Below are 15,326 nucleotides of genomic sequence, written 5' to 3'. Positions count from 1 at the left end.
CCCCGCCACGCTTGCGGCGGCGTCCTTACACTGCTGCGATGGACTGCCTCTTCTGCCGGATCGTCGCCGGGGAGATTCCGGCCACCATCGTCCGCGAGACCGCCACCACCCTGGCCTTCCGGGACATCGACCCGAAGGCGCCCACGCACGTGCTGGTGATCCCCAAGGAGCACTACGCGGACGTGGCCACGTTGGCCCAGGGTGCGCCCGAGCTGGCCGGCGAGGTGCTCCAGACCGCCGCCGTGGTGGCCGAGGAGGAGGGCCTGACCGTGGACGGGTTCCGGCTGATGTTCAACACCGGCCCGTACGGCGGCCAGGAGGTCTTCCACGTGCACGCCCACCTGCTCGGCGGCGCGCCGCTCGGCCCGATGCTCTGCCGATGACCGACGTCTCCGACCGGCTCGCCCGGATGGTGCGCCAGGCGCAGGCCACCGGGCGGATCCCGGCGGTGTCGGCCGCCCTGCACCGGGCCGACCGGCCGCTCTGGACCTGCACCGTGGGCGACACCGGCAACGACACTCCGCTGGGGCCGGAGACGGTGTTCCGGATCGGCTCGGTCACAAAGACCTTCACCGCGGTGCTCGTCATGCAGTGCCGCGACGAGGGGCTGCTCGACCTGGACGACCCGATCGGGCGGCACCTCGACCTGCCCGCGCACGGCGACGCGACGGTACGCCGGCTGCTGTCGCACACCGCCGGCCTGCAACGCGAGCCGCACGGCGACGTGTGGGACAGCCTGCGCGCCCCGGCCGTCGACGAGATGCTTGCCGACCTGGCCCGGGTCGAGCGGGTGCTGCCCACCGGCCGGCGCTTCCACTACTCCAACCTCGGACTGGCGCTGCTCGGCGAGGCGGTCGCCCGGCTGCGCGGCGGCACCTGGGCCGAGGTGCTGGCCGACCGGGTGCTCGGCCCGCTCGGGCTGACCGCCACCGGCCCGTACCCGACCGAGCGGGCCGCGACCGGGTTCCTGGTCGACGCGTACTCCGACGAGGCCCACCCGGAACCACCCGCCGACTTCGGCGCGGTGGCCCCCGCCGCGCAGCTGTGGAGCACCGCGTCGGACATGGCCCGCTGGGCCGCGTTCCTGGCCGACCCGGCGGCGCTGGACCCGGACGGCACGGTGCTCGCCGCGACGACTGTCGAGGAGATGCGCTGGCCGCTCACCCCCACCGACGAGGCGGTCTGGTCGGCCGGCTTCGGACTGGGACTGATCCTGATCCCGCAGCCGGAGCGGGTGACCCACGTCGGCCACGACGGCGCGATGCCCGGATTCCTCGCCGCCGTGTACGGGCGGCGCGGCGGGCAGGGCACCGCCGGGGCGATGGGCGCCGCGGTGCTCGGCTCGTCCGGCACCGGCGTGGAGGTGTTCGACCTGTCACACCGGCTGCTGGCCGCCGCCGCCGAGCACGACCCGGCGGAGATCGAGCCGTGGCGTCCCGGCCCACCCGCGCCGGACCACCTGCGCGGCGTGCTGGGCCGCTGGTGGGGCGAGGGCTTCGAGTACGTCTTCTCCTGGCACGACGGGACGCTGCGGGCGCGTGGCGCCGACGACCCGGCCGGGAAGCCGCCCGCGGTGTTCGCGCCGCTGCCGGACCGGCCGGACGTGTTCCGCACGGTCTCCGGCCGGGAGGCGGGGGAGCTGCTGCGGCTGACCCGCGACGAATGCGGCGTGGTGGTCCGGATGCACTGGGCGACCTACCGCTTCACCCGCACCCAGGAGACCTTCGACGGGTACGACTTCCGCGCCGGCGGCTGACCGCCGGGCACCGGAAATGGGCGCGGTGCGTACGGTGCCGACCCGATACGATGGAGGTAACCGTACGCCGCGCCAGCAGGGCCCGGCGCCCGAGAAGCGGAGAGCAGGTGGCGCAGGGCCCGACGGGCCCGACCTATGACCGGCACCCCACCTCCCGGCACGCCGCGTGTGCAGACCAGGATCACGGTCCCCGACCAGAAGATCATGGTGAACCTGCTCGGCGCGGGCGACGAGATCCTGCGGCTCGTCGAGCGCTCGATCGACAGCGACGTCCACGTCCGCGGCAACGAGATCACCATCACCGGTGCCCCCGCCGACAACGCCCTCGCCGAGCGTCTCTTCAGTGAGCTGCTCGAACTGATCGAGAAAGGCGAGACCCTGACCACAGACGCGGTACGGCGTACCGTCGGCATGCTCGAGCAGGGCGGCACCGAGCGGCCCGCCGAGGTTCTGACGCTCAACATCCTCTCCCGGCGCGGTCGCACCATCCGTCCCAAGACGCTGGGGCAGAAGAAGTACGTCGACGCGATCGACGCCCACACCATCGTCTTCGGCATCGGCCCGGCGGGTACCGGCAAGACGTACCTGGCGATGGCGAAGGCCGTGCAGGCGCTCCAGGCCAAGCAGGTCAACCGGATCATCCTGACCCGGCCGGCGGTCGAGGCGGGGGAGCGGCTGGGCTTCCTGCCCGGCACCCTGAACGAGAAGATCGACCCCTACCTGCGCCCGCTCTACGACGCGCTGCACGACATGCTCGACCCGGAGACCATCCCGAAGCTGATGGCCGCCGGCACGATCGAGGTGGCGCCGCTGGCATATATGAGGGGGCGCACCCTTAATGACGCGTTCATCATCCTGGACGAGGCGCAGAACACCACGCCCGAGCAGATGAAGATGTTCCTCACCCGGCTCGGCTTCGGCTCCAAGATCGTCGTCACCGGTGACGTCACCCAGGTGGACCTTCCCGGCGGGACGACCAGCGGCCTGCGGGTGGTCCGGGAGATCCTGAACAACGTCGAGGACGTGCACTTCGCCCAGCTCTCCAGCTCCGACGTGGTGCGCCACAAGCTGGTGGGCGACATCGTCGACGCGTACGCCCGCTGGGACGCCGAGCGGGAGAACCAGCAGGCGCAGAGCGTGCACGCCGTACCGGGGCGCACCGCCCAGGGCGGCCGGGCCGGCCGGCGCCGCTGAACCACCGGCGGAAGCCGTCACATCATCAGAGGAAGACAGTTGTCCATCGAGATCGCCAACGAGTCGGGTGTCGACGTCGACACCGACGCCGTGCTCGCCGTCGCGCGGCACGCCCTCGACGAGATGGGGGTCAACCCCCTCGCCGAGCTGTCCGTGCTGCTCGTCGACATCGAATACATGTCGGAGCTGAACCACCGCTGGATGGGTGGCGACGGCCCGACCGACGTGCTCGCCTTCCCCATGGACGAGGGCAGCGTCGACCACGGCCCGGGGGAGAGCAACCCGGCCGGCGGTGAGCCCGCCCTGCTCGGCGACATCGTGCTCTGCCCGGAGGTGGCGGCCAAGCAGGCCGCCGTGGCCGGACACTCGGCCGCCGACGAGCTGCACCTGCTCACCGTGCACGGCGTGCTGCACCTGCTGGGCTACGACCACGCCGAGCCCGAGGAGGAGCGGGAGATGTTCGGTCTCCAGGCCCGGCTGCTGGCCAGCTGGCGGTCGACCCGGTCGCGGTGATGGACACCTTGGCGGCGGTCCGCACCCCCGCCGGACTGCCTGATCTTCAACTCCTGGTCTTCGCCGCCGGGCTGGTGGTGCTCGCCGGCCTGATCGCGATGACCGAGGCGGCGCTGGCAGCGGTCTCGCCGGCCCGTGCCGCGGAGCTGACCCGGGACGGCGCCCGCGGCGGACGTGCTCTCCAGGCGGTCGCCGGTGACGTGGTCCGCCATCTGAACCTGCTGCTCCTGCTGCGCCTGCTGGCCGAGCTGACCGCCACCACGCTCGTCGCGCTGGTGGCCGTCGACACGTTCGGCGCGGGCTGGCGGGCGGCGCTGGTGACCGCGGGCGCGATGACTGTGGTGAGCTTCGTCGTGGTCGGCGTCGGCCCGCGGACGATCGGCCGCCAGCACGCGTACGCGGTCGGCCGCGCGGTCGCGCCGCTGGTGCGCTGGCTGGGCCGCGCGCTCAACCCGCTGGCGTCGCTGCTGATCCTGATCGGCAACGCGGTCACCCCCGGCAAGGGCTTCCGCGAGGGGCCCTTCGCGACCCAGGTGGAGCTGCGGGAACTGGTCGACCTGGCCGAGCAGCGCGGTGTGGTGGAGCACGGCGAGCGTCAGATGATCCACTCGGTCTTCGCGCTCGGCGACACCATCGCCCGCGAGGTGATGGTGCCGCGTACCGAGATGGTGTGGATCGAGGAACGCAAGACGCTCGCGCAGGCGCTGGCGTTGTTCCTGCGCTCCGGGTTCTCCCGCATCCCGGTGATCGGCGAGAACGTCGACGACGTGCTCGGTGTGCTCTACCTCAAGGATCTGATCCGCCGGGTGCAGGGCGACCAGGCCGCCCGGCAGATGCCGGTGGCCGAGCTGATGCGCCCGGCCACGTTCGTGCCGGAGTCCAAGCCGGTGGACGACCTGCTCTCCGAGATGCAGGCGGCCCGCAACCACCTGGTCATCGTGGTCGACGAGTACGGCGGCACCGGCGGGCTGGTCACCATCGAGGACATCCTGGAGGAGATCGTCGGGGAGATCACCGACGAGTACGATGTCGAGCGCCCGCCGGTCGAGCACCTGCCCGACGGGGCCGTGCGGGTGACCGCGCGGCTGCCGGTGGAGAATCTGGGCGAGCTGTTCGACACCGAGTTGCCCACCGACGAGGTGGAGACGGTCGGTGGCCTGCTCGCCCAGGCGCTCGGCCGGGTGCCCATCCCGGGCGCCGAGGCCGAGGTGGCCGGCCTGCGGCTGGTGGCCGAGGGCACCACCGGCCGGCGCAACCGGATCGACACGGTTCTGGTGAGCCGGGTCGACCGGGGTGACGCGCCGGAGGGCACCAACCGCAGCGAGCCGCCCGATTCGCGTGGCGACAACAACCGTGGCGACAACAACCGTTCCGAGGAGAGGCAACCCGCCGATGCCTGAGTCACCCGCCGTACCGGCCGCCCTGCCCACCCCCGCCGACCCGGCCGAGCTGAGCGCGGAGGACGCCAAGCTCGTGATCCTGGCCCGGGGCGCGCGGAGCCGGGTGGCTGCAGTGGAGGGCGCCGCGGTTCGCGACCAGGACGGCCGGACGTACGCGGCGGCGAGCGTGGCGCTGCCGTCGCTGACCCTGACCGCCCTCCAGCTCGCGGTGGCCTCGGCGGTGGCGGCGGGCGCGAGCCGGCTGGAGGCCGCGGTGGTGGTGACCGAGGCGTCGACGCTGGACGGCTCCGGGCACGCCGCCGTGCGTGACCTGTCCGCCGACGCGCCGGTGCACGTGGCCGCGCCGGACGGCACCGTCCTCGGCACGGTGGTCGAGTGACAACGCCCGAGCCGCGTCCCTACCGGGCCGGTTTCGCCTGTTTCGTCGGTCGGCCGAACGCCGGCAAGTCGACGCTGACGAACGCGATCGTCGGCACGAAGATCGCGATCACCTCGAACAAGCCGCAGACCACCCGGCACATCATCCGGGCGGTGCTGCACCGCCCGGACTCGCAACTCGTGCTTGTCGACACCCCGGGTCTGCACCGGCCCCGCACGCTGCTCGGCGAGCGCCTCAACGACCTGGTCCGGGAGACCTGGAGCGAGGTCGACGTGATCGGCCTGTGCGTGCCGGCGAACGAGCCGGTCGGCCGGGGCGACCGCTTCATCACCGGCGAGCTGGCCAGCCTCAAGGCGACAGTGCTGGCGGTGGTCACCAAGACCGACCTGGTCGACAAGAAGCGGCTGGCCGAGCAGTTGCTCGCGGTCAGCGAGCTGGGCGAGTTCGCCGACGTGGTGCCGGTCAGCGCTGTCTCCGGCCACCAGGTGGACACGCTCGTCGACGTGATGACCGGCTACCTGCCCGAGTCGCCGCAGCTCTACCCGGACGACATGCTCACCGACGACCCGGAGCAGGTGCTCGTGGCGGAGCTGGTCCGCGAGGCGGCGCTGGAGGGCGTACGCGACGAGCTGCCGCACTCCATCGCGGTGGTGGTCGAGGAGATGATCCCGGAGGGCAACCTCACCAAGATCTACGCCGACGTGTACGTGGAGCGCTCGAGCCAGAAGGCCATCGTCATCGGCCACCGGGGCAGTCGCCTCAAGCACGTGGGCACGACCGCCCGGCGGCAGATCGAGGAGCTGCTGGGCACCCGGGTCTATCTCGACCTGCACGTCCGCGTGGCGAAGGACTGGCAGCGCGACCCGAAGCAGTTGCGCAAGCTCGGCTTCTGACCGGCGGCCGGGGCAGGCCGGGTAGCGGATGATCAGGATCAGCCAGACCTATGGGACATCTCACTTTCCATAGGTGTTCTTGCTTGTTTCACAGTGTCCGGGAGCAGGGTAGGGACCATTGTCTCTGCCCCCGGACCCCGCCGCGAGCTGATGCGAAACCGCTACCTGGACCTGCTCCGCTTCCTGGCCATCCTGCGCGTCGTCACCTACCACGTCACCGGCTACGCCACGCTCACGCTGGTGTTCCCGGCGATGTCGGTGATGTTCGCCCTGGCCGGGTCGCTGATGGCGGCGTCACTCGATCGCAGCGGGGTACGCGCGGTCGGCCGCCGGCTGCGCCGCCTGCTGCCGTCGCTGTGGGTGGTCGCCGCAGTCTTCGTGCCGGCCATGCTGCTCACCGGGCTGGCGTTCAGCCCGAAGGTGCTCCTCTGGCTCTTCCCGATCAGCGACCCGCCGGCCAACTACTGGGGCGGGCTGGCGCTCAGTCCGATCTGGTACCTGCGGGACTACCTGTGGTTCATCCTCGCCTCACCGCTGGTGCTCCGGCTGTTCCGCCGGGCGCCGCTGCCCACGCTCGCCGCCCCGTACCTGCTGCTGGTCGCGATCGAGGTGGGCCTCCTGGCGAACCCGCCGACGGTGCTGCGGGAGTTCGGCCTCTACTTCGGCGCCTGGCTGCTCGGCTTCGCCCACCACGACGGGATGCTGCGCCGGATGCGCAACCGGGTGCTGCTGCCGGTGGCCGCTGTAGTCGGCGCTGCCGGGCTGGCGTGGATCGTCACCCACCCGGGGCCGCGCGGGTACGACATCAACGACATCCCGCTGGGCAACGCGCTCTGGTCGGCCGCGTTCATCCTGGTGGCGATCGGCCGGGCGCCGGCGGGGGTGACCTGGGTCGACCGCGTGCCGGCGCTCGGCCGGGCGGTCACTGTGGTGAACCGGCGCGCGCTGACCATCTACCTCTGGCACATGCCGTTCGTGGTGCTCCTCACCCCGCTTGTCGGCCTGGTCGGCTGGTCGCCACGCGACCCGGTGGGCCTGTGGCTGCGGGTGGGGCTGGTCTTCGCGCTCGTCGGCGTGGTGACGCTCATGGTCGGCTGGGTCGAGGACGTGGCCGCCCGGCGTACCCCCGAACTGCTCCCCGGCAAGCCGCGGCGGACCGTGGCCGACCGGGCGGCGGCCGCCCCGGCCAGCCCGGCCCCCGCCGGGGCGGAGGACGCGCTGGTCAGCGTCGGCGCCCGGGTGCCGGGCCCGCGTCGCCCGCCCGAGGACCCCGGCCGGAGAGACGGCGTCCCGGCGTCCCGGCGGGACGCGCCCGGCGGCGACTGAGCGACCACCGGGCGCGGCCCGCTCAGCGCGTGCTTACCGTGACGTTGCCGCTGGTGGCGGACGCTTCGAGCGTCACCGACGCGGTCGGGTCGTCGGTGACGCGCACGTCGGTGTCGCCGGATGTCGCGGTGGCGCGCACCCGGTAGCGGCCGGCCGGTACGGCCAGGTCGACGTCGCCGCTCGTGGCGTGCACCCGGGCCGGAGCCGGCTCGTCCAGCTCGACGACGATGTTGCCGGAGGTGGTCTCCACGTCGACGGCGGAGGCGAGCCGGCGGGCCTCGATGTCGCCGGAGCGGGCCCGCAGCCGCACCGGGCCGGCCGCCTCGACGACCCGGATGTTGCCCGACGTGGTGGAGGCACGGACCTCGCCGGTGGTGCCCCTGATGGTCAGGTCGCCGGAGCTGAGCGTGAACTCGACGGCGCCCACGTCGGTGAGGTCGACGTTGCCCGAGCCGGTGCCACCGCGGACCACCACACCGGGCGGCGCGGTCACCTCCCAGGAGATGCTGCACCGGTGCCCGCAGTCCGTGGGCAGGACGAGTTCGTCGCCCTTGATCTCGTACCGGCTGGTCGGCTCGTCGCCCTGGTAGCGGACCACGCGCTTGACGCGTACCTGGTCGGCGGGGCCGTTGGCCCGCACCACGACGTCGCCGGCGCCGTCGTCGTCCACGGTGATCTTCGTGATCCTGGTCCGCTCGGTGTGGTCGTAGTCGAGGCGGCGGAACGAGAGGGTGTCACACCCGGAGAGAACGATGAGGGCGGCGGCAGCGGTCGCGGCCACCGCGGTGCGGAGCGAAGCCATGGCCAGCACATTAGGACCGGCTCGGCGCCCGGCACATCGGGGATCGCCCGCCGGTGCACCCCGAGCCGACCCTGAGATCGCACCCGGAGGGAGAATGGCCTGATGGCCGGGTACCGCCGACAGCTCTACCGCGACGACGCGGTGGTGCTGCGTGTGCAGAAGCTGGGCGAGTCCGACCGCATCATCACGCTGTTCACCCGCCGGCACGGCCGGTTGCGCGCGGTGGCCCGGGGCGTGCGGCGCACCACGAGCCGGTTCGGCGCACGGCTGGAGCCGTTCGGGCACGTCGACCTCCAGCTCGCCGGTGACCCCAAGGGCAACCAGGGCAGCTCGTTGCACACCGTCAGCCAGGTCGAGGCGATCGAGCTGTACGGCAAGCGGTTCCTCGGCGACTACCCCCGCTACACCGCGGCCAGCGCGATCGCCGAGACCGCCGAGCGACTCACCCCGGTCGAGCGCGAGCCGTCGCTGCGACTGTTCCAGCTCACCCTCGGCGCGATGAAGTCGCTCGCCCGGGGCGAGCACGCCACCACGCTGGTGCTCGACGCGTACCTGCTGCGCGGCATGGCGTTCGCCGGCTGGGCGCCGGCGCTCGCCGCCTGCGCCGTGTGCGGCGAGCCGGGCCGGCACCGCGCGTTCTCCGTACCGGCCGGCGGCGCCGTCTGCCCGGACTGCCGCCCGCCGGGCGCCGCCCACCCCGCGCCCGCCACGCTGGAGCTGATGTCCGCGCTGACCTCCGGCGACTGGGGGTACGCCGACGCGGCGGAGACCGGCGTACGCCGGGAATGCAGCGGGCTGGTCGCGGCGCACCTCCAGTGGCATCTGGAGCGCGCGCTACGCTCGCTGCCGCTGGTCGACCGGGGTGCCCCGGCGGCCGGCGCGGTCCCGCCGCCCGGCGTCGCGGGACCGGATGTGGTCCCGCCGCGCTCCGGCGCCGGGCCAGTCGCCGGTGTGAACAGGGAGATGACCGAGTGATCCGATCGACGAGGGCGACCCGCCGCGAGCCGGTGCCGCCGACCCCGCACCCCTCCGGCGCCCGTCCGCCGGCGCTGCCGCCCGCCGCGGTGCCCCGCCACGTCGCCATCGTGATGGACGGCAACGGCCGCTGGGCCAAGGAGCGCGGGCTGCCCCGCACCAAGGGGCACGAGCAGGGCGAGCACAGCCTGTTCGACGCCGTCGAGGGCGCGATCGAGATGGGCATCCCCTACCTGTCGGCGTACGCGTTCTCCACCGAGAACTGGCGGCGCTCGCCCGACGAGGTCCGCTTCCTGATGGGCTTCAACAGGGACGTCATCCGCCGCCGCCGCGACCAGCTCGTCGACCTGGGCGTACGGGTGGTCTGGTCGGGCCGCGCCGGCCGGCTGTGGAAGAGCGTCATCTCCGAGCTGCAGACCGCCGAGGAGATGTCGCGCGGCAACTCGACGCTGACGCTGCAGTTCTGCGTCAACTACGGCGGCCAGGCCGAGATCGCCGACGCCGCCGCCGGGATCGCCCGTGACGTCGCCGCCGGCAAGCTGGATCCGGCGAAGGTGAACGAGAAGACGGTGGCGCGGTACCTCTACCACCCCGAGGTGCCCGAGGTCGACCTGTTCCTGCGCCCCTCCGGCGAGCAGCGCATCTCCAACTTCCTGCTCTGGCAGACCGCGTACGCCGAGCTGGTCTACCTGGACACGCTCTGGCCCGACTTCGACCGCCGTCATCTCTGGTACGCCTGCGAGCTGTACGCGCAACGCGACCGCCGCTTCGGCGGTGCCCTGCCCAACCCGGTCGCCCCGGGCGCCTGACGTCACGCTTACCGGGGCGCCGCGCTGGGTACCGATACCTCCAGACAGCAAACGCGGAGGTGAACCACATGATTCAGAAGCGGATCGCGCAGTGGGCGTTCATGGCGGTCGCCGTGCCGCTGGCAGCGGCCGGCGCGCGCCGGCTCAGCCACACCCTGGAGGCCCGTCGCGGCCCGTCCGGGGTGAGCCGTCTGCTGACCAAGGGCGCCGACCTGGTCCGGCCGCAGAAGGCCAAGCGTCGCCGGTTCTTCTGACCGCGACGTCCGGCCCTGGTGGCCGTGGCCGGTATCCGGCCCGACCGTGACGCCCCGCATCCGGCTTTCCCGCCGGGCGCGGGGCGTCGCGCTCTACGATCGGCGCAGGGCGTGCCGCCGGGTGCGCGCCCGCCACGGGGGTGGAGGATGCGCGATCTCCGGTACGAGATGACTGCTGCCCTGGCCGCCGCCGACCTGGTGGAGCCGGCCCGCCGGGACGCCGTCGCCGCACTGTGCGCCGACGTCGCCCAGCGGTGGTGCGCCGACCTCGGGCACACCCCCGCCGTCCGCTCCGGTGAGATCGGCGAGCTGGCGGCGGGCGAGCCGGCCGCCGGGTGGGCGCCCGACCCGGACGGCCAGCGGGCCTGGTGAGGCGTCCGGCCGGGCTGCCGGTGCGGCTCACGCCTCCACTTCGGAGCGGTCGCCCGCCCAGAGCGTGTGGAACGAGCCGGGCCGGTCCACCCGGTGGTAGGTGTGCGCGCCGAAGTCGTCCCGCAGGCCCTGGATCAGCGCGGCCGGCAGCCGCTGCGCCCGCAGCGCGTCGAAGTAGGCCAGCGACGACCCGAAGGCCGGGGCCGGCACGCCCGCCCGGGCCGCGTCGGCCACCACCCGTCGCCAGGCCGGTACGCCGGCGCTGACCCGCTCGGCGAACCACGGCGCGACGAGCAGCGTCGACAGGTCCGGCTCCGCGTCGTACGCCTCCCGGATCCGGTCCAGGAAACCGGCCCGGATGATGCAGCCGCCCCGCCAGATCGTGGCCGTACCGCCCAGGTCGATGTCCCAGTCGTACTCCCGGCTGCCGGCCCGGATGTGGTCGAAGCCCTGCGCGTACGCGACGATCTTGCTGGCCAGGAGCGCGCGGCGCACGTCCTCGACGAACGCGTCCCGGTCGTCCACCTGCCACTTGTCGCCCGCGTCGGCGAACACCCGGCGGGCGGCCTCGCGCTGGTCGGCGTGACCGGACAGCGACCGGGCGAACGTGGCCTCGGCGATGCCGGTGATCGGGATGCCGAGGTCCAGCGCGCTCTGCACGGTCCAGCGGCCGGTGCCCTTCTGCTCGGCCTGGTCGAGCACGATGTCCACGAACGGCTGGCCGGTGGCCGCGTCGGTGTGGCCGAGCACGTCGGCGGTGATCTCGATGAGGAACGACCCCAGCTCGCCGCCGTTCCACTCCCGGAAGATCTCCGCGATCTCCGCAGGGCTCGCCGACAGACCGGCCCGCAACAGGTCGTACGCCTCGGCGATGAGCTGCATGTCGGCGTACTCGATGCCGTTGTGCACCATCTTCACGAAGTGGCCCGCGCCGTCCGGCCCGATGTGCCGGCAGCAGGGCTCGCCGTCCACCTGCGCGGCGATCTTCTCGAAGATCGGCCCGAGCTTGCGGTACGACTCGGCCGACCCGCCGGGCATGATGCTCGGGCCGAGCAGCGCGCCCTCCTCGCCGCCGGACACACCGGTGCCGACGAAGTGCAGCCCGTGCTCGCGCAGCGCCTCCTCCCGGCGGCGGGTGTCGGCGAAGTGCGCGTTGCCGCAGTCGACGACGATGTCGCCCTCCTCCAGCAGCGGGATCAGCTCGTCGATCACCGCGTCGGTGGGCGCGCCGGCCTTCACCATCACGATCACCGCGCGGGGCCGCTCCAGCGAGCCGACGAAGTCCGCGAGCGACTCCGACGGCACGAACGTGCCCTCGTCGCCGTGCTCCGCGACCAGGCTGCGGGTACGTTCCGGCGACCGGTTGTGCACCGCCACGGCGAAGCCGTTGCGGGCCAGGTTCCGGGCCAGGTTGCGGCCCATCACCGCCAGACCGGTGACCCCGATCTGCGCCGTCGCCTGCTCTGCCATGCGTACCGCCACCTCTCGTTCGTGCTGCCGTGCTGCGACCGTATCGCGGTCGCCGGGGGAGCGGGCGGGGACGTCGACAGGGCGTGACCGAGGCGTGGCCGTGCGTCCTTGCGTTAATTCGGGTGCGGGACGTCCGGTGGCGGGGTAGCGTTGCCGCATGCGTATGTGACGCCCCACCTCCGAGCCCGGTCCACCGCCGCCAGTGCCGTGGACCCGTCCTGCTCCGGGCGTCCGCATTCCTTCCCCGCCACCGTCGGTCGCGGTGTCTGTCGTGATCGGAACGCACCGGAGCCCTCGCTCGGCGCGTCCCGGTCGGCGCGCCCGCACGACAGGAGGCCCGCGAATGCCCGCGAAGCGCAATCCGAAGAAGTCCCGCAAGCAGTCGTCGCCGCAGGTGACCACGCCGAACCTCGACGCGCTCATGGAGACGCCACCCGCGGTGGTGCTCCCCACCGAGCCGTTGGCGTCCACCGTGTCCCCGGTGGTGCTTCCCACCGAGCCGGCGGCGCCCGCCGTGTCCCCGGATGCGGTGTCGCCAGTCCTGGCTGCGCCGACGGTGTCGCCCTCGGAGTCTCCGGAGACCCCGGTCCTGCCGGGCGCATCCGCGACGCCGCCCAGATCGGGTCCACCGGCAGGGCAGCAGGCCCGGTTCACCGGGCGGAGCCAGCGCGCCGGCCAGACCCGGTTCTACGCCTTCCGCCGCAGCTGACCGACAGCCCCGCCCACCGGGCTGGCCCTCTCATCCGGGGCCTGCCCGAGCATCCCCGAAGATCTTGGAAGATTCCGGCCCCCATAGGGGCCCTTCCGTACCAAGATCTCGCCCGACCCTGGCTGATCATGAGGTTGGCGGCGACAAAACGGGCAACCGGTACCGTCAACTTCATGATCAACGGGGCGGGGCGGGGGGCGGGGCGCTGGGCGGGGACTGGGCTCGGGGTCAGCCGATCAAGGGGCGGAAGGTGCCCAGGGCGATGCTTGTGGCCAGGGCGCCGGCTGCCAGCAGGGCGGCGCCCGCGACGAGCAGCGCGTCGGCGCGGGTGAAGCGCTGCGGGCGGGCCACGGTGCGCGGCGTACCCGCGTCGAAGCCCCGCGCGTCCATCGCCACGGCCAGCCGGGTACCCCGCCGGATGGCGCCCACCAGCAGCGTGAACGCGGTGGACGCGAACAGCCGCAGCTTCGCCACCGGGTTGCGGCCGGCGTCCACGCCGCGGGCCCGGCGGGCCATGCTGATCATCCGCCACTCCTGTTCCAGCAGCGGCACCATCCGGAACGCGGCGAGCGCCCCGATGGCGAACCGGGCGGGCGTCTTCGCGTTCTGGATCAGCGCGTCGGCCAGGTCGGTCGGGTCGGTGGTGGCGAACACGACGATGCCGGGCAGCGCCACGGCGAGCATCCGCAGCACCAGTCCGAGCGCGGTCATCAGCACGCCCTCGGTGACCAGCACCGGGCCGGCTTCGAGCAGGACCCGGCCGGAGCGGTCGGCCGCGAAGAGCACAAGCGTGACGAGGATGCCCACGGCACCGGCGAGCAGCGGCCAGGCCCGGCGGGCGAGCACCCGGTAGCGGACGCCGAACAGCGGGAGCACCGCGAGTTCGACGGCGATGGCGACGGCCGGGGCCACCGGGTCGAGCGTCGCCACCAGGATCAGCGTGAAGACCACGGCGGCGGCCAGCTTCGCCACCGGGTTGCGCCGGGCCAGCGGTGCGCCGGGTGCGGCGACCGGTTCGAGGCCGATCACGCGACCACCCCGTCGGGGGAGCGGGGCAGGGTGAGCGTCCGGTCGGCCAGCGCGGCGACGAAGTCCTCGTCGTGGGTCACCGTGACCACGCCGTGCCCGGCGTCGCGCAGCTCGGCGAGCAGGTCGACCAGCTCCAGCCAGGTCCGCCGGTCCTGGCCGAACGTGGGCTCGTCGCAGATCAGCAGGCGGGGCGCGGTTGCCAGCGCCGTCGCGACACTCAGCCGCCGTGCCTCGCCACCCGAGAGGGTGTACGGGTTGGCGCCGGCCAGCCGGTCCAGCCGCAACCGGTGCAGCAGCTCGTCGACGGTGGCGGTGACCGCCGGCTCGGGCCGGCCGGTGCGGCGCGGGCCGAGCGCCAGTTCGTCGCGCACAGTGGCGGTGACGAACTGGTGTTCCGGGTCCTGGAAGACCGAACCGATCCGGCGTACCAGCGCGGGTGCGCGCCAGCGGTGCGGGGGAGTGCGCGCGTCCCGCCCGGCGAGTTCCGCCGACGCGGTGACGGCGCCCGTGCCGGGCTTCAGCAGGCCGCCCAGGAGCAGTGCCAGTGTGGACTTGCCGGCCCCGTTGGGGCCGAGGACGGCGAGCGCCTCGCCGGCGCGTACCCGAAGGTCTGTGGGGTTGAGCCGCGGCGGCAGGCCGAGCCGCTCCGCGGTGAGCAGCACGTCGCCGGGCGGCGTGGTGGCGTGCCGGGGCGGCGCGACGTGCCCGGGTACCCAGACCCCGGCGGCGGCCAGCGCCTCGCCGTGCGCGGCGAAGACCGCGTCGGGCGCCCCGTCGGCGCGGACCCCGCCGCCGGGTTCCAGCACCACGACGCGGTCGACAAGCGGCAGCGCCTCGGTGACCCGGTGCTCGACCAGGACCATCGTGGTGTCCGGGTCGAGCGCATTCGCGACGGCCCGGCGGATCAGGCCGGCGCCGGCCGGGTCGAGGTTGGCGGTGGGCTCGTCGAGCAGCAGCAGCCCGGGGCGCAGCGCGAGCGTGCCGGCCAGCGCGAGCCGCTGCTGCTCGCCGCCGCTGAGCGCGGCGGTGGGGCGGTCCCTGTCGTACGGGAAGCCGACCCGGTGCAGCGCCTCGTCGACGCGGGGCCAGATCTCCCCGGCGGGTACGCCACGGTTCTCCAGCCCGAACGCCACGTCGTCACCGGAGCGGGCCATGACGAGCTGGGATTCCGGGTCCTGGAAGACGATGCCGACGCGCTCGCGGGCCTTGCGCGGGTCCAGCCCGTCGATCTCGACGGTTCCCTCCTGCTCGCCGGAGTCCTCCGGCAGCAGCCCGGCCAGCGCCGCCAGCAGCGTGCTCTTGCCGGCGCCGGAGGGTCCGAGCAGCAGCACCCGCTCGCCGCTCTCCACGCGCAGATCCACCCCGCGCAGAGCCCAGCGTTTCCGTCCCCCGTGCCGCCACCCGAACCCCCGCAGCACCACCCCGCTCACCGCCCACCCACCCCC

The 15,326-nt window shown here is 73.5% G+C and carries 17 protein-coding genes; 13 read left to right on the top strand and 4 right to left on the bottom strand.

Features of this window, described 5'->3' with window-relative positions; all coding sequences use genetic code 11:
* Positions 1–38 precede the first annotated feature (38 nt).
* The 8 genes from O7611_RS21520 to O7611_RS21485 all read left to right on the top strand — a co-directional run bounded on the left by O7611_RS21520 (position 39) and on the right by O7611_RS21485 (position 7,461).
* Positions 39–383, top strand: coding sequence for a histidine triad nucleotide-binding protein (locus tag O7611_RS21520; protein WP_013475524.1), 345 nt, complete (start codon positions 39–41; stop codon positions 381–383).
* On the top strand, positions 380–1,756 hold the full coding sequence (locus O7611_RS21515) for a serine hydrolase domain-containing protein (RefSeq protein WP_194802350.1): 1,377 nt from the start codon (positions 380–382) through the stop codon (positions 1,754–1,756). Before O7611_RS21520 ends, O7611_RS21515 begins: the two co-directional genes overlap by 4 nt.
* Positions 1,757–1,891: 135 nt before the next feature.
* Positions 1,892–2,950, top strand: coding sequence for a PhoH family protein (locus tag O7611_RS21510; RefSeq protein ID WP_194802349.1), 1,059 nt, complete (start codon positions 1,892–1,894; stop codon positions 2,948–2,950).
* 39 nt (positions 2,951–2,989) lie between these two features.
* Positions 2,990–3,463 (top strand): rRNA maturation RNase YbeY, encoded by a 474-nt coding sequence (gene ybeY / locus O7611_RS21505; protein ID WP_013287968.1) that lies wholly within the window; start codon positions 2,990–2,992, stop codon positions 3,461–3,463.
* Positions 3,439–4,863: a hemolysin family protein gene (locus O7611_RS21500; RefSeq protein ID WP_228532661.1), complete on the top strand. Its 1,425-nt coding sequence runs from the start codon at positions 3,439–3,441 to the stop codon at positions 4,861–4,863. The genes ybeY and O7611_RS21500 overlap by 25 nt, the downstream gene beginning before the upstream one ends.
* A complete protein-coding gene (locus tag O7611_RS21495; RefSeq protein WP_194802347.1) occupies positions 4,856–5,242 on the top strand; it encodes a cytidine deaminase in 387 nt (128 codons plus the stop codon). The genes O7611_RS21500 and O7611_RS21495 overlap by 8 nt, the downstream gene beginning before the upstream one ends.
* Entirely contained in the window at positions 5,239–6,135 is an 897-nt protein-coding gene (gene era, locus O7611_RS21490) for a GTPase Era (protein WP_194802346.1), read from the top strand. The genes O7611_RS21495 and era overlap by 4 nt, the downstream gene beginning before the upstream one ends.
* Before the next feature lie 150 nt (positions 6,136–6,285).
* A complete protein-coding gene (locus O7611_RS21485) occupies positions 6,286–7,461 on the top strand; it encodes an acyltransferase family protein (protein WP_269697480.1) in 1,176 nt (391 codons plus the stop codon).
* Between the two features lie 22 nt (positions 7,462–7,483).
* Here the strand turns inward: O7611_RS21485 and O7611_RS21480 are convergent, their stop codons facing one another.
* Positions 7,484–8,263 carry a DUF4097 family beta strand repeat-containing protein gene (locus O7611_RS21480; RefSeq protein WP_194802344.1) on the bottom strand — a complete coding sequence of 260 codons (780 nt, stop codon included), beginning with the start codon at positions 8,261–8,263 and terminating at the stop codon, positions 7,484–7,486.
* A 102-nt stretch (positions 8,264–8,365) separates the two neighbouring features.
* Here O7611_RS21480 and recO point away from each other — a divergent pair, with 102 nt between their 5' ends.
* The 4 genes from recO (at position 8,366) to O7611_RS21460 (ending at position 10,673) form a co-directional block, all read left to right on the top strand.
* Entirely contained in the window at positions 8,366–9,238 is an 873-nt protein-coding gene (recO, locus tag O7611_RS21475; protein WP_194802343.1) for a DNA repair protein RecO, read from the top strand.
* Between the two features lie 32 nt (positions 9,239–9,270).
* Complete coding sequence (locus O7611_RS21470; RefSeq protein ID WP_194802397.1) at positions 9,271–10,047, top strand: isoprenyl transferase; 777 nt, start codon at positions 9,271–9,273, stop codon at positions 10,045–10,047.
* Positions 10,048–10,115: 68 nt separating this feature from the next.
* Positions 10,116–10,301: a hypothetical protein gene (locus tag O7611_RS21465; protein ID WP_194802342.1), complete on the top strand. Its 186-nt coding sequence runs from the start codon at positions 10,116–10,118 to the stop codon at positions 10,299–10,301.
* A gap of 147 nt (positions 10,302–10,448) precedes the next feature.
* Positions 10,449–10,673 (top strand): thioredoxin reductase, encoded by a 225-nt coding sequence (locus O7611_RS21460; RefSeq protein WP_128138750.1) that lies wholly within the window; start codon positions 10,449–10,451, stop codon positions 10,671–10,673.
* A gap of 27 nt (positions 10,674–10,700) precedes the next feature.
* On the opposite strand, the gene gndA is transcribed toward O7611_RS21460, so the two are convergent.
* Positions 10,701–12,143: an NADP-dependent phosphogluconate dehydrogenase gene (gene gndA / locus O7611_RS21455; protein WP_194802341.1), complete on the bottom strand. Its 1,443-nt coding sequence runs from the start codon at positions 12,141–12,143 to the stop codon at positions 10,701–10,703.
* A gap of 343 nt (positions 12,144–12,486) precedes the next feature.
* On the opposite strand from gndA, the gene O7611_RS21450 reads away from it, so the two are divergent.
* Positions 12,487–12,852 carry a hypothetical protein gene (locus O7611_RS21450; protein ID WP_194802340.1) on the top strand — a complete coding sequence of 122 codons (366 nt, stop codon included), beginning with the start codon at positions 12,487–12,489 and terminating at the stop codon, positions 12,850–12,852.
* Between the two features lie 228 nt (positions 12,853–13,080).
* Here O7611_RS21450 and O7611_RS21445 read toward each other — a convergent pair whose 3' ends face one another.
* Positions 13,081–13,881 (bottom strand): energy-coupling factor transporter transmembrane component T family protein, encoded by an 801-nt coding sequence (locus O7611_RS21445; protein ID WP_269697479.1) that lies wholly within the window; start codon positions 13,879–13,881, stop codon positions 13,081–13,083.
* Positions 13,878–15,311: an ABC transporter ATP-binding protein gene (locus O7611_RS21440; RefSeq protein WP_269697478.1), complete on the bottom strand. Its 1,434-nt coding sequence runs from the start codon at positions 15,309–15,311 to the stop codon at positions 13,878–13,880. The genes O7611_RS21445 and O7611_RS21440 overlap by 4 nt, the downstream gene beginning before the upstream one ends.
* Positions 15,312–15,326: the final 15 nt, after the last annotated feature.

This window comes from Micromonospora sp. WMMC273, from assembly GCF_027460285.1.
GTDB classification, from domain to species: Bacteria; Actinomycetota; Actinomycetes; order Mycobacteriales; family Micromonosporaceae; genus Micromonospora; species Micromonospora aurantiaca.
Note: the sequence above shows the minus strand (reverse complement) of the source record. Positions and strands in the feature narration are given on the sequence as shown.

Coding starts and splice junctions, on each gene's coding strand:
- O7611_RS21520 (WP_013475524.1), top strand. CDS start 39: ATGGACTGCCTCTTCTGCCGGATCGTCGCCGGGGAGATTCCGGCCACC.
- O7611_RS21515 (WP_194802350.1), top strand. CDS start 380: ATGACCGACGTCTCCGACCGGCTCGCCCGGATGGTGCGCCAGGCGCAG.
- O7611_RS21510 (WP_194802349.1), top strand. CDS start 1,892: ATGACCGGCACCCCACCTCCCGGCACGCCGCGTGTGCAGACCAGGATC.
- O7611_RS21495 (WP_194802347.1), top strand. CDS start 4,856: ATGCCTGAGTCACCCGCCGTACCGGCCGCCCTGCCCACCCCCGCCGAC.
- O7611_RS21485 (WP_269697480.1), top strand. CDS start 6,286: ATGCGAAACCGCTACCTGGACCTGCTCCGCTTCCTGGCCATCCTGCGC.
- O7611_RS21480 (WP_194802344.1), bottom strand. CDS start 8,263: ATGGCTTCGCTCCGCACCGCGGTGGCCGCGACCGCTGCCGCCGCCCTC.
- recO (WP_194802343.1), top strand. CDS start 8,366: ATGGCCGGGTACCGCCGACAGCTCTACCGCGACGACGCGGTGGTGCTG.
- O7611_RS21465 (WP_194802342.1), top strand. CDS start 10,116: ATGATTCAGAAGCGGATCGCGCAGTGGGCGTTCATGGCGGTCGCCGTG.
- O7611_RS21460 (WP_128138750.1), top strand. CDS start 10,449: ATGCGCGATCTCCGGTACGAGATGACTGCTGCCCTGGCCGCCGCCGAC.
- gndA (WP_194802341.1), bottom strand. CDS start 12,143: ATGGCAGAGCAGGCGACGGCGCAGATCGGGGTCACCGGTCTGGCGGTG.
- O7611_RS21450 (WP_194802340.1), top strand. CDS start 12,487: ATGCCCGCGAAGCGCAATCCGAAGAAGTCCCGCAAGCAGTCGTCGCCG.